Raw genomic sequence first — 16,080 nt, forward strand, 5'->3', positions numbered from 1 at the left:
TATTAGTATAAAAAACTCTACCCCCTTGTGGGTAAAGTTTCGTCAGAGGTCTGTAGTCAGTGGCAGAACAGCTAATAACTGACCACTAACACCCACAGAGCAATAAAACTTCCAAAATTAGTTAGGAAGCAATAGATAAAGAAAGCTAACCCTTTGTTTTATTGCTCCTAACTTTTTGCATAAATAGCCCAGATCAAGGCGATAATTAACATAACAAGAGCAAAGATTAATTTTTCTCGTAATTCTTATCCATTCAAATTTAGTTTTGTATGAATAACTAGACTTCAAAACAATACTTACTTAATTAGGTAAGACGTTGGACATTTTTATTGCGAATATTATTTTTTTAGAGGATGCAATGAGTACTAAGAGCTTAGAATTGCCTATTTTCTCCCTAGTTGCCAAAATTACTGGACATGATGCAGAAGAATTAGAACGAGATATGTTTTTAGAGGGTAACTTAGGATTAGATTCCATCAAAATGATGGAACTATTGAATGGATTAGTAGCACTAATTCCCCAAGAAATGCAACCCATTTTTATGGAAGCATTGCCTTTGCAAAATTTGATGCAATTGCAAACTTTGGGTGATGTCGTACAAATAGCTGATAAATGCTTAGTTTCCCAAATAAATAATTCAGATTCTTCGCCATCTGCAAGTATTATCAATCAAAAGGAGCAGAAAACAGAGAAGGTTGAGATTCTTTCTGGGCAATATTTTCATTTACTCGGTCATTGGGTAGTAAATTCAATTAGCTTATTTTCTACTCTACGTTTACGAGGTAATTTTGATTCAAACGTTGCTTGGCAGTCTTGGAAAGACTTGCTGAATCGTCATCCTATGCTGCGATCACGCTTTATCATTCCTCCTAATACTACCAGATTCAAGGATTACGAAATGGTAGTTATGGAAAACCCCACTCCTCCTGATATACCCGTTACTGACATCAGGCATCTTCATAGTGAGGCTCAAGAACAACTAATTAATGATGAATTGCATCGCTGCCTCAATTATGAATGGCAAATGACAGAGTGGCCACTACATCGATTTTTTGTTTTTCGGCTGGAAGATTCAGTCTATCAACTGGTATTAGCCAACGAGCATCTCATTTCTGATGCCCTGGGATGTCATGTCATCTTACGCGAATTTATGGAAATCTACCGAGCTCATGTCTGCGGTGAAGAACCTAATTTGCATCCACCTACAACTGTTCAAGATTACAGCGAATTGGTGCAATCAATTAATGCTTGGCAAGACCCAGAAGAAGACAAAGCACTGGTCGAGTATGTAAATCGACGAGGCAAAGATTCTTATTTATGGAATCCCACAGGAAATGCCATCACATCCCTGTGTCCAAAATTCCATAACCGCAGATTTTCCTTAGGAAAGGCTATCACTAATCAACTCATTGCCCAAACTCGTGAATGGCGATTACCACTGAACTCTCTCCTAGTGGGTGCGTTTGTGCGGGCTGTTGCCAAATTTGAGAAGTCTAAAAACGAACCGATTATGGTTCAAGTTCCCACCAGTGGACGGGTTTATCCAGGCATAGATGCTTCTGATGTGGTGGGTAGTTTTGCTCAGAATTTGTCTATTAGCCTAGACTTACCAGCACTGAATGAAGATTGGCAACGCTTGTTAAACCGCGTTCATCAGGAAATCCAACAAGGGTTAGTTAACGGTTATGACCGCGCCCAAACTCGTCAAATGGCGATCGCTTTCCGAGATAATATTGTTTTAGAAGATGGCAAAATCCCTGAGCGGATGTTACCCATGTATCGCCGCATACTGAAATCAAATTTATACTGTCCATTTACAGGACAGACTAATATTAAAAACAAATATGGCCCCATAGATGTAATCGATTATCGCGCAGGTGGTATTAATGCTGCGGGAACAATTGATATATTGCAAGAAATATTTGACGACAGTTTACATTTGTTCGCTAGCTACGATAGTAACTTTTTCCCTGAGTTTGTTATCGATGAATTGATGCATGAATATATTACCCAAATCAAAGAATTAGCCTCACTAAAAATCCCATCTCAGCAACTAACGCAGCCACTGCTCAAGACACAAACAGATGTAAATATAGTGCAGCTTTTGCAAGAAATCGCCACAGAAATCTGCCATTCTCAGATTACTGACAATGATATGGCTAAGGATTTGGAAGCAGAATTGGGAATGGATTCTTTGGAACTCATCCGCATTGTTACGAGGTTAGAAAAACGGTTAGGCAAAGTAAATCGTCAAGCCTTGCTTTCTTGTCGCAGTCTCCAAGAAATGGCTGTGCTACTTGGGAATAAACAATCATCTTCTTTACAAAACCAATCAGTTGTCAACAATCAACAACCCCAAGAAATTCCTTACTGGGAAATTATCGAGCAAGCCAAGCGTACTCCCAATGCCATAGCGGTGACGGATGGGGAAACTCAAATTACCTACGCAGAGTTGAACCGTCTTTCCAATCAGGTGGCTAATTATTTGCAGGCTCAGGGAGTTAAACCAGGCGTGTTTGTGGGGATCATGACACGACGTGGGCCTTTGATGTTCGTGGGTATTCTCGGTATTCTCAAAGCAGGCGGGACTTACGTTCCTTTAGATCCTATATATCCCCATGAACGGATTAAGTACATACTAGAACACGCTGAAATTGGAATTTTGCTCACAGAAAATCGCTTGACAAACAAGTTAGCAGTATGCCTGACTGAGCAGTTACCTTTAAATACTTTGATGTTCTTAGATGAGGGTATTTTTGAGAAAGGTAAAGCTTGGACACAGTTAAACAAAAAGACTTGGGCGCGTTGTTCAGACATAGCTCCTGCCAATGTTAGTACTCCTGATGACTTGATGACAGTACTGTACACCTCTGGTTCTACAGGTAAACCTAAAGGAGTGATGCTCAACCATCGGGGTTACATGAATCGCCTGGTTTGGATGCAGAATGCTTTTCAATTGCGTTATGGCGATCGCGTTGCTCAAAAAACATCTTGCTGTTTTGATATATCAGTATGGGAAATATTCTGGCCTTTGATGGTGGGAGCTACTGTTTATTCTGTGGAAACAGAAACAGTCAAAAATCCTTGGCTTTTAGCACAGTGGATTAAAGATAACCAAATCAATGTCATGCACTTTGTTCCTTCCCTATTTGGAGAATTTTGTAACGCTTTAGAATCAGAATCATGGATTTTTCCCGATTTGCGTTGGTTAGTCTTTAGTGGCGAAGCTTTACCTGTACCTTTTGTACAGCGTTGGATTGATAAGTATGGCATGAGTGTTGGTTTAGCCAATCTTTATGGCCCCACTGAAGCTTCCATCGATGTCACCGCACACATTATTCGTCAACGTCCAGGCGAACAAGAAATCTGCATTCCTATAGGTAAAGCTATAGATAATGTGTATATCTTAATTTTGGATGAACAGATGCAGCCATTAGCCCCAGGAAAAATGGGAGAACTCTGGATTGGCGGCGTGCAATTGGCTAAAGGTTATCTCAAAGATCCACAACGCACAGCAGACGCATTCCGCCTGAATCCCTTTTCTCACGTTCCAGGGGAATATTTATACAAAACCGGCGATTTAGCTATGGAATTGCCCGATGGCAGTTTCGAGTATCATGGACGCATTGACCACCAAATTAAAATACGTGGTTTCCGTGTAGAACTGGGTGAAATCGAAAGTGTTCTCAATAGCCATCCCGCGATTAATGAAGCTGCCGTTTTAGCTGTAGATTACGAAAATGGTCAAAAACGGTTAATAGCTTGCTTGGCTGGTTCTCAAGTAGACAATCAACAAATTAAGGAATTCCTGGCTCAACGCTTGCCTGATTACATGATTCCTCACCGATGGGAATGGCTAGCCAGTTTACCTAAAACCCACAATGGTAAGCTAGACCGCAAGGCTATTTTGGCAGCTGTCACCCAAGAAAAGCCAACAATATCACAGGAATACTTACCTATAGGCCCTGCTCAACGTTGGTTAGTGAAATACTTTGAGCCTCCATATCAATGGAATGGGTACACACGTTTTCTTTTCCATCAACCATTAGACGCAGAGATATTTAACCAAGCTCTCAATGTTGTACTGGAAACTCATCCTGCTCTACGGACTGTGTTTGTGCAACGAGATCAACAATGGTGGCAACAGTTAATTTCCCCAGAGCAAAAGTTGAGTGCTGAATTCTACGATGGTAGTCATCTTACATCTGCACAGCGAGACAGTGAAATCCACAACCGGATACAAGAAATAGCTCAACAGTTTCAAATCAACCAATGGCCGCTGATGAAAGTAATCGCGATCAAGGTCAATGAATCCTGCTATGATATCTCGCTGGCTGGACATCATATCATCGGTGATTTGCTGAGTACTGGGGTGATTTTTAATCTCTTATGGTTGACTTACAGCGAGTTGCTGGGGAACAGAACTCAGAGTTCTCAGCCTCTCCCTTCGATACCTTCTTATATAGACTATGTGCGTGTACTGATGCAGGCGGAACAACAAGGAGCTTTGACAAGTCATGTAGACTATTGGAAATCTCAATTTCCTTCTCAAGAATATACCTTCCAAGTTCCCTTTGACCATCAAAAGGGAGCTAATTTAGAGGCTTCCGCCGCCAGCGAAAAATTTACCCTGTCCAAAAACAGTAGTAACATTCTTTTACGTGAAGCCAAACAGTATTACAAATGTAATGTCTACACGTTGCTACTTTCTACCTTGTATCGGTTGATGGCTGAGTGGAGTGGACAGCCTTGGGTAGTAGTTAGCCATCGCAGCCACGGCAGAAATCTAGATAGTACGCACACGTTTTTAAATAGCGTTGGTAACTTTGCGATGAATTTCCCTGTCGGGGTTAATGTAGGACGTTCCATCAAGTGGGAGCAAACCACCAAGGAAATCCAAGCCAAATTTAACGAGTTGCCGATGAATGGTGTAACTTTTGATTGGATTTCTGAGCAACTTCCTCATCATGTTTATCCCGATAACAATCTCACACCAGTCAGAGCCAATTACTTAGGAAATCGTACTGCTCCCGCCTTAGAACTGTTTGAGTTTATTGAGGAAGATAGAGATAGTCGGTTGTCCTCCCCTGACCAGAAACGTACAGCGTTACTAGAGTTTTTCTTCTCCATCACCGATGGCACTGTTCACTTAGAAATCGAATATTCTCGTAATTTCCATCTGCCTGCAACTATTCGCAGGCTTGGCGATCGCTATTTGGAACTTATGGCAGAGATGCTAGCCGTTGTATCTTTAGTAGGTAATGCTATAGACGTGACAAATTATTCTTAACGTACTACATACTTAGCACAAGCCAAAAATATACCTCAGACCGCCAGTCTGAGGTTATACAAAATCAAGCCTTGTGTAGTACAGTAATTTCTTCGATGAAAACAAGTTATATCTAATTGCATCTGTGTGGGATGAATTTTTCTCTCTTTACTCCCCAGGTTGGATGCACTCGGATGATTTCCCTCATTTTGCTCTTCAGACGTTATTACCATTCTTAGCATATTACACATCAAACCAGTGATAATATGATGCTGAAAATCTCACTAAAGCTTCCTTTAAACCTTAAATATGCGTACTTATCAACTGTCTACACTTATTGGTCTTACCACCTCTGTCACCTTATCTGCAATTGCACCAGTCCAAGCCACAAACTTAAGCTTTGACTACAACCAACTGCAATTTATTAAATCACGACCAATAGCATCTAGTAATTTTCTGGGGTTAAATGGATCACCGACTGAAAATCAAGGTTTTGTGCCTTTCTATAATCCAGATCCTTCGGCTCCAGATCACGGCCATAAGGAAATCGGTTTGAATTCGCGCCGAGATTTCCCCGGTTTCAACAACGCCCCATATTACGGGACTGGTCGCCAAGGAAGTCCGGAAGAACCTGCTAGCGGTGCTAACAGAATGACAACTTTGATTAACATTAATAGCTTCCCTACCTTTGACCAGTACTTGACAAATAATGGCATTCCATTCAGTGATATTGGCTTTGTGTTTGGTCAAAAGAGTGATCGCGATTTTAACCAAACTTGGAATTTAGGTGCAGATATATTCGGTCAAGATTGGTACGCTGATCCTAATACACCGCTTGAGGAAAGAATTTATAAAGCTAATCCAAATGATATTGAAATAGCACTCTATAGTGGCAATACTAAAATAGTTGACTTTGGATATTCTGATTTTTATTCAATTGTCGATTATGGTTCTACACCATCATTTAATGATGATTTTGAAAGTAGTTTTACCGACCCAATTGCAGCAAAAAAAGCATCTGACTTAGATCCATTGCTGGCAGGTTTAGCCACAGCTTTTTTAAATGATGTTAATGCTGCTGGTGGTGGAGTACAGATAGTTAACGAGAACTTTGGAGAACTAGATATTAATTTTGCAAGCGGCAATGGATACGATATGATACTTCTGCCATACCCGATGCAAATTCGCGCAGTTGCGCTAAAAGCAGTTCCAGAAGCTTCTTTTTCTTGGGGAATATTTATGTTTGGAGTTTTGGTTGCTGTGTCCCAGCGCAAGAAACTACAGAACTGAAAATTACCCATAATTAGTTTTAGTTATCAAAATTATCCCAATTTTTCCAAGTAGAGACATAGTATTGCAACGTCTCTACTACCTAATCATGTGTTCCTTATCTCATGTAATCATGTCAAAAATAAATTCCTTTATGTCTATCAAAGCACTTTACCGAACTGCTGGTCTGGTATTAATTATTGAAAGTCTACTGCTGTTTGTGCCGGTTTTTATTCTTGGTGCAGCAATCAACTGGCCAACTAGCCTTGGTGAACCTGCTAGCATCATGTTGCCATTACTAATTAAAAAAGCTGAACCAGTCAGAATTGGTTATCTGATCTATCTTCTTTATTCACTACTTTTTTGGGTAGTAGCTTTATTAACTGCTCGTGTCGTTAGCAATGGGGAAACCAACCCTGTATGGCTCCAGGTGGCAACAGGTTTTGGAATCGCATCTACTGTCACTCGTTGCCTGGGCATTATTCGCTGGTTAGTACCAATGCCAGCTTTAGCGCAAGTTTATGCTGACCCTGCAATCTCTGCACAAACTCGTGAAGCGATCGCTGTTGTCTATAAAACCCTCAATGACTACGCTGGCTCGGTCGGTGAAGTATTAGGTGTTAGCCTATTTACCGTATTGTGGTTAACAATTATCTCAATTTACTTATTGCGTTCAAGAACACTACCACGTTGGTTAGGAATCTTTGGGATCGTCGCTGCTCTGTTTTTGGCAACTCAATTAATAGAACTATTTGGGGTGGATTTGGGAGCATTTATTAGCGTATCAGTGACCATGCTCCAACTCTGGTTTTTAGCCGCAGGTGTGACCTTATTAAGACACAAAAACGTCCAAGTTTAAATGAAGCTTGGCATTATTATCTAAAAAAATAATTCTCCTAATATCAAAACCAACCCATGAACACAACAGAAGAACTCCATATAATTTTTGGTACTGGCCCCCTAGCACAAGCCGTCATGCGCGAACTATTGACTCGGAAAAAACGGGTGCGTATGATTAACCGCAGTGGCAAAGCAGACGTACCCTCTAATGTGGAAATCATCGCCAGCGATGCTTATAATTCCGAAAATACACGAGCGGTTACTACTGGAGCGACAGTCGTTTACCAATGTGCACAACCAGCCTACACCCAATGGCCAGAGTTTTTTCCCTCATTGCAAGCTAGCATTGTCGAAGGGGTAGCCACCAGTGGCGCAAAGCTCGTTGTGGGAGATAATCTCTATATGTATGGCCCTGTCAATGGTGCGTTGCGGGAAGATATGCTAAATGCTGCAACCACCCGCAAAGGGCGCGTTCGTGGGCAGATAGCAGAGGCGCTTTTGGATGCACACCGTAGAGGTATTGTACGAGTTGCTATTGGTCGAGCATCGGACTTCTATGGCCCACTAGTACTTGATTCTGTAATGGGCGATCGCATTTTTCCCGCTGTACTGACTGGGAAGCCTGCATCAGCGATCGGTGAAATTGACCTCCCTCATACTTATACCTTTATCGATGACTTTGGCAAGGCATTAGTAGTGTTAGGGGAACAGGATAAAGCATTGGGTCAAATTTGGCACGTACCTAACGCTGAGACTATCACTACTCGACAATTTCTCAACATAGCTTTTGAGGAAGCTGGACACCCACCAAAAATAAGTAAAATGGGTAAGTTCATGATGCGACTAGGCGGGATTTTTATCCCAGAAGCTCGTGAAACCGTCGAGATGATGTATGAGTTTGATGAGCCATTTGTTGTAAATCATGATAAATACGTTCAAGCATTTGGCAACCATGCTACCCCTTTACGTGAAGCTATCCGGCACACTTTGACATGGTATAGCGAACATCTCAAAACCTTAAAAACGTAAAAGTTAAGGTTAGCTCTATCAAGGTTAGACTATCTCATTCCTTTTCCCTTATGGCAATGTTTATCACCATAAGGGAAGGCAACTGTGCTACTTCTCAACTTAATGCTAGAGAGTGCAAGCTTTACACCCTCAATGACATTAATTTGGCACAGCAACAAATAAAAACTCACTGTACAGCAGTGGGTTAAGGGATGTTTGCATCAAGGATAGGAATCCTTCCCTTCTTTGGAGCTTTTGGGTACACTATACCTAGCACCTGACCTAAAAATAATTTTTTTCTAGTTGCATAAACCTACAATATTTAACTGATTAATATTTAACAATAAATCAGCGAACCTGGATCAACTTTTTCGCTAAAAATTATCAATTTTTGCACTATTCAAGGAGTAGACAAACTAGTGATTATTGTAATGAAACCCTTCACCCCATCTGCGGAAATAGAACAAGTAAATGAAGAAATTCGTCGCTATGAACTTACACCAGAAATCTGTATAGGTCATCACAAAGTAGTAATCGGTTTGGTGGGAGATACCTCAGAACTTGATCCACGCCAGATTCAAAATTTGAACCCTTTTATAGAGCAAGTAATTAGGGTTAAAAAGCCTTTCAAACGAGCTTCTTTAGAATTTCGTTACGGAGAACATAGTGAGGTTGTAGTACCAACACCTAGTGGACCTATAACTTTTGGGCAAAACCATCCTGTAGTTGTAGTTGCAGGCCCTTGCTCGGTAGAAAACGAAGAAATGATCGTCGAGACAGCCCAAGCGGTGAAAGAATACGGTGTACAATTTTTACGTGGTGGGGCATATAAACCCCGTACATCACCTTATGCTTTCCAAGGTCACGGTGAGAGCGCTCTAGCTTTGTTAGCAAAAGCTAAAGAAGCTACAGGTTTAGGAATCATTACAGAAATTATGGACACAGATGACTTAGACAAGCTCATCGAAGTAGCAGATGTGTTGCAAATTGGAGCCCGAAATATGCAGAATTTTTCACTTCTCAAAAAGCTAGGAGCTACCACTAAGCCAGTGCTATTGAAGCGGGGACTGTCAGCCACTATCGAAGATTGGTTGATGTCAGCAGAGTATATTTTAGCCGGAGGTAATCCAAACGTTATACTATGTGAGCGAGGAATTCGTACCTTTGACCGACAGTTTACAAGAAACACACTTGATATATCTGCAATTCCAGTTTTGCGAACCCTGACCCACTTACCTATCATGATTGATCCTAGTCATGCCACAGGTAAGTCCGAATTTGTGCCAACTATGACAATGGCATCAATAGCTGCTGGTGCAGATTCCTTGATGATTGAAGTTCACCCCAATCCAGCTAAAGCACTTTCAGATGGTCCTCAATCACTGACATTGGAAGGATTTAAGGAATTAATGCACGAAATAACTGCCCTAAGTAAATTCTTTGGTCGTTCGCCTCACAACAATAGTACAAATCTAAAGCCAAAAACTATCTCATTGGTGAGCTATTAAACATATTCATCTCCATCTAAAGTTAATAGTGGTTTAGGACTTCCTTAAATCTTTAGCTATCCTGTTGCTAATAAAAAATTTGAACGTTCAAGCCCTAGTAGAATCCTTAGTAGCTTTCATTGATGTCAACTTAGCAAAAAGAAACCGCTAGACATAAAGTTTGGGAGCAAAGATAGCAAAACAATGAGTTGTCAAAATGGCTACTTTTCGCACCTAAAAATAGGAAATCCAGACCGAAGAAGATAAATACAGGTGCCAGCTTCAGCAATAGAAAAAATAAAGACAGAAATCTATGTACTTGCGCTACTAAGAGGTTGGTTGAAAAGTGTTTTCCTGTGGCTTTAGGCACTTTTACTTTTATATTTCCCTTTAAAAAAGGGGAGGAACCAGACTCTAAATCTCCCTTTTTAAGGGAGATTTAGAGGGCTATAAAACTTTTGATACTGACAATAGGACTTTTCAAACATTCTCTAAAACTATCAAGCTTGGAGCTACTGCGATTTTCATCAGGAAAGACAACGAAAAGTTAAGAGAGCAAATTTTCACATTACCAGTGATGATGATAGTGGTATTAAGTCTGCTCAGTGAACGTCCTAGTTGAGCGAAGCACTCAAGGTGTTAGCAACTGAAGCGTTATTGTTAGTATAACTAATGTTAGTAAGTAAACAAGCATTATTTCAAAAGTTGATGAAATTATCAGTAAAATTATGGTTATTATCAGCTTTTGGTGATCAATCACGGGTTCCTGAAGGCAGAAAGAAGAAAGAAAAAAACTTGATAGGTTCTTGCAGTACAAAGGTTAAAGAAAATCTGTATTACAATCTTATCTTGAAGTTTAATTTTAGCCTTTTTTACCAGTTAAACTATGCTTTTCAACATCATAAAAACCTATAAACCTAATTTTTTATTATTACAGCTTTTAAAACTATGTCTACTGTATCTAAGTTAACACAATTAAACAAAGGTTTAGAAACAAGCGAAGTTCAGAAAGGGATGAAACTTATAGGATTAAAGATTACACAATTAGAACTAGATCAACTTGCATTTGGCAATACTATTTCGCTAGAAAACAGAAGATTAGGTGAAATCGGTTCAATATTTATACTAGCAGAAGCTCTTTCGGCAATGAATTCAATTCAAACAAATATTACTTTTCAAGACTTACCACAAACGGTTAAAGAGTTTTCTTGCTGTTACGGAGGAGTTCCAATCTACTGTTGGAATTCTGACTTAATCGGAAAGTGTTGTCTGACCCTAACTTTGCTAGATGGCAAACCGGCAATTAGAGTTTCATCTCAAAACCTATAGCTTACCATTTCGTAAGGATTCATACCAATTTAATGTGAAGCTGCATAGAAAAGAGCTTCTAGGATAAAGTTATAAGAAGAGACAGAAATTACTTGCTCAAATGTAAGTTGGTCTAAGGGACTTCCAAAGAATAAATTATTCTAAAAAAAACAAGCAATAGAATTCCTGAAAGAACGATAATAATTTTAAGGAGGAGAGGGGTTGCCGACGGCAACCCCTCTCCTCCTTTTGATCTACGCATGAAAAGCCTATACACTTGTAGCTACCTGTGGGGAATTGTATTCTACAATACTGTTTGCCACTAAATCTACTTTAGTTTTGTGTAGATTATCAGGCTTTAAAAAATCTCTACTGCACCCAGTTATTCTTACAATCCCAGCATTGATATCAATGCTTTGGAATCCTGCAAGTGGTTGCGCCCAATGAATCTAATATTTTCAAGGCTTGGGTCAGCGTTGGGTGTTTCTCCTGAGCGGTTGGCGTGAGATGCACAAAGCGCAATGTTACCCCGCTTTAATTTTTTCAGTCGCATGATGGCGTAACCGCCATGAGCCGATGGCGATCGCAATCAGCCCAAATTGACTACAAAAAAACTACTCAAAAACGACAAAAGCAGATCAAGTTTCAGAGATTGAATGACAACGCCCATTTCACCCAATCCCTAATCTCTAATGTCTAATAGGGCGACCAGGGGAGTAAAGTGTAGCCAAGCCAAGAATTGAGATTGGGTATTTGGGGTGAGGAAAGCGATCGCGCCGTGGTCAATTAGAAGGAGAGAAATTAGGCAGTCAGGATATTGAGTCACGCACAACACTTATCTAATTCTTTTTTTTCTTGACTGCCACAAATTGGTAAACGCTAGAGAGTTCGCCGGAAAAACTTCGCATACGAACTAAAAACTTACTCCAATGGCAGAATTATGGCAAAAAAAAGGAATTTCAGAAAATTGGCACAATTATGGCAGGATTATGGCATTTGAATGGCAAATTTCTGGCATTTCAATGGAATTTTAAAAACTCATTTCTCAACAGTCTGAGCTTGTTGAGAAATGGATGTAATTTTGGCAGAATTATGGCAAATCAATGGAAAATGCGAGAATTTCAGCATTTTTAAATGTCGCAGTGATATTCTCCTACGAGAAAATAATAATATGATTTTTTGGCGTACTGTACGCCAAAAAGTTTGGAAAGTTTTTTGAGCTAAAAATCAACAATCAGCCAAAAATTAGTCCCAAAAAACTACAAAAGTACTACAAAAGTGACTGAGGTTTTACAACACTTGTGTCCAATCAAATCAGAGGCAGGGGAGGAAAGAGTTGATAGACAATTAGTTCTTTTCCCCCTGATTCTCTTCTACCTCTGCTGCCCTCAATAGACATCTCCAAAATAGTAACGTTCTGTGGTAAGAGAACATTAGAGAGCTTTTTGGACACAGAAACATGAGCGATATCCTGAATTATATTGAAGGGAACAAAAAAGAAACACAGCGCTTAATTGGTCTGGAGTATGAACAGTTACAACAGTTAATCCAAAATGCGGAACGATTACATCACGAAAAACAAGCGGTTTTAGAATCAAGAAAAGTGAGAATTATTTCTGGTGGTGGAGGTCGTAAACCAAAACTATCTATAGCCGAACAAATAATTTTAACTTTAGTTTATCTCCGACACATGACAACCTTTCAACTTCTGGGTATCCAGTTTGGAGTAAGTGAATCGACAGCTAATAATACGTTTAATTATTGGTTGCCTACTTTACGAGAACTGTTACCATCTAGCTTACTTGAGCAAGTAAAAAAAACGCTGCTGACTATGAAATAGTGAAAGAAGTTCTGACAGAATATGAATGAATAGTAGATAGCTATGAACAAGTTAGAGAAAGGCCTGGAGACAAAGATGAACAAGAAAAATATTTTTCAGGTAAGAAAAGTAATCATACATTCAAAACCCAAATGATTATCATGCCAGATGGTAGAGATATCGTTGATGTTGTGGCAGGAGAACCTGGACCAATAAGCGATATAACTTTGTTTCGAGCAAATCGTGATAACTTTGACCCAAAACAAAGTTTTAAAGGAGATTTAGGTTATTTAGGAGAAGATTTAATTGATACTCCAATTAAGAAACCAAAAAATAAAGAGTTAACAACTGACCAGAAAAAATCAAACAAGGAGTTTTCCTCTAAACGAATATTTGTCGAACATCGAATCCGTTCGGTAAAAATATTTCGAGTTGTCCAAGACAGATTTAGGTTAAATCCAAAAAAGTATGAACAAGTTATTATGACAATTTGTGGATTAGTCAGACTACGAATTAGAGCGCTAATATTACCATTAGAAATATCTGCTATGTCATTAGGTTAAAATTAACGCATATAACTAGATGTTTTTGCCTAATTATCAACAGTAAATATCTCAAAGCCTTATTTTTATGTACAGACTAGCTAATTTAGGATGATTGCATTTACGGACTATAGCCTAGCTACATAAAGGCTTTGAACGTTTTCGGAGATGTCTAATGCAAAAGTTCCTTAACCGAAGGTATTGGGAGTGTCGAGAGGCGTAAGCGGACTGTGACAACCAAAATCTCAATTGGGAGGCAAGGTAACACAGAGCGATCGCCTCACCCGTGAACGAAAGCTAACTGACGACGAGACTGTTAGCAGCGATCGCCTCTTCCCCAACAACCAATGCCCAATGCAAAACTGCTTTAGGCGATTTTAGTAAGGGGTAGGGGGTGCGATCGCCCCATTCATTCCCCATTTCCTCATGTTGCCCCAAGCAAGTACCTTTATTTTGTTTTGGTGGCGGGGCGGGGAGGTAATTAGAAGCGCTAGTTATAATCCCACATCAAAAAAATAGCAGCCCCAGGAACCACGCCAAAATGATTACTTATGGATAGGAGCGATCACTTCTAGCGGGCGGTTAAGCTATCGCGTTTACAAACTCACTTAGAATCTCCCGTAGTCATGGACAGAAAACATTTGTCTGTTATTCTCATTTACAGCTATTTGCGAACAAACCAGCCACAAAAAAAGCTATCTAAATAGGGCTGAAAAATAGACCACAATGATGAAACCAATTGAGAGCATTTTCATCAGTAATAGCATTAACAGCCATAGTGATTGTTTCATCAAGAGCATCGAATGTGCGAGTTTTCGCAGAACGAAGAATTTCTTTTAACTTTGACCAACATAATTCTATTGGTGATAAATCAGGTGAATATGGAGGTAAAAACTTAATTTTAGCTCCAACAGATTCTATTAAAGCTTTTGCACTATTAGCATAATGTACAGGTAAATTATCCATAACTACAATTGCTCCTAGCCACAATGATGGTAGTAATATTTGCTCCAGAAAAACTAAAAAGCTATCAGTGTTCAAACTACCGGGAAAAGTCATAGTGGCTATTAATCCTTCATCACTCATAGCTGCAATTACAGTGATGTTTTTACCTTTATTCCCTGGGCGATTATCATAAATTCTCACTCCACCTTCACACCTGCCATAGTGTCGTGTCATAGCTAGATTTACACCTGTTTCATCAATGAATACAAGGTTTTTAACATCTATAGTATCTAACCAACGCCGAAATTCATGGCGCAATTCCTGTACTCTTTCTGTAGCTTGCTCAGTCGCGACTAAAGTTTTTTTTTGCGCTTTAGTTTTAAGCGGTTAAGAGTCCGGGACAAGCTTGATATACTTACTTCTATTGGGAGCATCCAGTTTTGGAAGATTTAGCATTTGTGGGAAAATATAAAAGGAAATAACCCTGTGCGATCGCTGACTATGAGCCAACAGAAACAAGAACGGATCAAAGCGTGCTTACAAGAACTGTCAACATTGCTGTACTCGGAAGCTGATAAAAGTCAGTTAATAGACCTCGAAGGTATAGAAAAAACAGTTCGTAGTCAAATATTGGAATATGTCGGCCCAGAAATGGCCCTTTTTTTATCGAACAAACAACAAAAACAAAAATCGGTAAAACTAGGAAAATCAAAAGCTTGGTTGGGGAACTGAAATTAAAAGCTAAACAGATACAGAGACTGGGTTTGAAGCCAAGGAGTCGATTAAGTCCATGACTTCAAAAGTGCTGTTTGAGGCTATCAGCTAATGAATCATACCAAAAAGCAGAAATCGAAATTGAGGCATTGACAGGAGTGAAGGTTGGTCATACAACGCAACAAAATCTAGTTCTCAAGCAAGATTTTCAACTACCCGTAGCATTACAACCTGTATCAGAAGTGAGTGTGGCGGAAAAGTTCGACTACGAGGGAAACCTCAAGTAGGTTGTCACTGGCGAGACTATAAAACCGTTCGTCTGCAAGGGATTTACTATGGTGCATTCTTTGATGACAACCAATCATTAATTGATTACGTCAATAGCCAATGTTTGGTGAATCCACTTGTTTGCTTGGGAGATGGCCATGATGGAGTTTGGAATTTAGTTAAAGAGTTTGGAACTGAACAATTTGAACGTTGGGAAATTTTGGATTGGTATCACCTCAAGGAAAATCTTTATAAAATTGGTGGTTCTTTAAAGCGTCTCAAAGCTGCTGAGAGTTTATTGTGGCAAGGTCAGATAGAGCCAATTCAGGCTTTATTTAATAATTGCCGAGGCAAACAAGTTAAGAAGTTTATCGCTTATCTCCAAAAGCATCGCTCTGGCATTATTAACTACAGCTATTACCAAACTGAACAACTGTGTTCTATTGGTTCTGGATCTGTTGAGTCTGCTATTAAACAGATTGGAGCAAGGATTAAAATTTCCGGCGCACAGTGGAATGTTGAAAGTGTCAACCAAATCCTTTCCGTTCGTTGTGCTTATCTCAATGGTTTGCTTCTTGCTATTTAAGTCTTTCTGCCTAAACTGGATGCTCC

At 39.7% G+C, this 16,080-nt stretch carries 10 protein-coding genes and 2 pseudogenes; 10 read left to right on the plus strand and 2 right to left on the minus strand.

The window, feature by feature from the left end:
• The first annotated feature begins 358 nt into the window (after positions 1–358).
• The 9 genes from FBB35_RS07935 (at position 359) to FBB35_RS34420 (ending at position 13,563) form a co-directional block, all read left to right on the plus strand.
• Positions 359–5,290 (plus strand): non-ribosomal peptide synthetase, encoded by a 4,932-nt coding sequence (locus FBB35_RS07935; RefSeq protein WP_174709202.1) that lies wholly within the window; start codon positions 359–361, stop codon positions 5,288–5,290.
• A 288-nt stretch (positions 5,291–5,578) separates the two neighbouring features.
• Entirely contained in the window at positions 5,579–6,559 is a 981-nt protein-coding gene (locus FBB35_RS07940) for a hypothetical protein (RefSeq protein ID WP_174709203.1), read from the plus strand.
• A gap of 133 nt (positions 6,560–6,692) precedes the next feature.
• The gene (locus FBB35_RS07945; protein ID WP_174709204.1) at positions 6,693–7,397 is read left to right on the plus strand and encodes a DUF4386 family protein; all 705 of its coding nucleotides are present in this window, start codon (positions 6,693–6,695) and stop codon (positions 7,395–7,397) included.
• Positions 7,398–7,453: 56 nt separating this feature from the next.
• Positions 7,454–8,407 (plus strand): SDR family oxidoreductase, encoded by a 954-nt coding sequence (locus tag FBB35_RS07950; RefSeq protein ID WP_174709205.1) that lies wholly within the window; start codon positions 7,454–7,456, stop codon positions 8,405–8,407.
• 56 nt (positions 8,408–8,463) lie between these two features.
• Positions 8,464–8,595, plus strand: a complete 132-nt coding sequence (locus FBB35_RS35400) for a hypothetical protein (protein WP_302480956.1) — start codon at positions 8,464–8,466, stop codon at positions 8,593–8,595.
• Positions 8,596–8,805: 210 nt separating this feature from the next.
• The gene (gene aroF / locus FBB35_RS07955) at positions 8,806–9,894 is read left to right on the plus strand and encodes a 3-deoxy-7-phosphoheptulonate synthase (RefSeq protein ID WP_174709206.1); all 1,089 of its coding nucleotides are present in this window, start codon (positions 8,806–8,808) and stop codon (positions 9,892–9,894) included.
• Positions 9,895–10,821: 927 nt separating this feature from the next.
• Positions 10,822–11,202, plus strand: coding sequence for a hypothetical protein (locus FBB35_RS07960; protein WP_174709207.1), 381 nt, complete (start codon positions 10,822–10,824; stop codon positions 11,200–11,202).
• 1,438 nt (positions 11,203–12,640) lie between these two features.
• Positions 12,641–13,021: a transposase family protein gene (locus tag FBB35_RS34415; protein ID WP_254625855.1), complete on the plus strand. Its 381-nt coding sequence runs from the start codon at positions 12,641–12,643 to the stop codon at positions 13,019–13,021.
• Between the two features lie 29 nt (positions 13,022–13,050).
• Complete coding sequence (locus tag FBB35_RS34420) at positions 13,051–13,563, plus strand: transposase family protein (RefSeq protein ID WP_254625978.1); 513 nt, start codon at positions 13,051–13,053, stop codon at positions 13,561–13,563.
• A gap of 276 nt (positions 13,564–13,839) precedes the next feature.
• Here the strand turns inward: FBB35_RS34420 and FBB35_RS35405 are convergent, their stop codons facing one another.
• The gene (locus tag FBB35_RS35405) at positions 13,840–13,962 is read right to left on the minus strand and encodes a hypothetical protein (RefSeq protein ID WP_302480957.1); all 123 of its coding nucleotides are present in this window, start codon (positions 13,960–13,962) and stop codon (positions 13,840–13,842) included.
• Between the two features lie 279 nt (positions 13,963–14,241).
• Positions 14,242–14,853 (minus strand): annotated as a pseudogene (locus FBB35_RS07970) (IS630 family transposase); the annotation flags it as partial.
• 135 nt (positions 14,854–14,988) lie between these two features.
• On the opposite strand from FBB35_RS07970, the pseudogene FBB35_RS07975 reads away from it, so the two are divergent.
• A pseudogene (locus tag FBB35_RS07975) lies at positions 14,989–16,054 on the plus strand (ISKra4 family transposase).
• Positions 16,055–16,080 lie beyond the last annotated feature (26 nt).

Source organism: Nostoc sp. TCL240-02, assembly GCF_013343235.1.
GTDB lineage: Bacteria > Cyanobacteriota > Cyanobacteriia > Cyanobacteriales > Nostocaceae > Nostoc.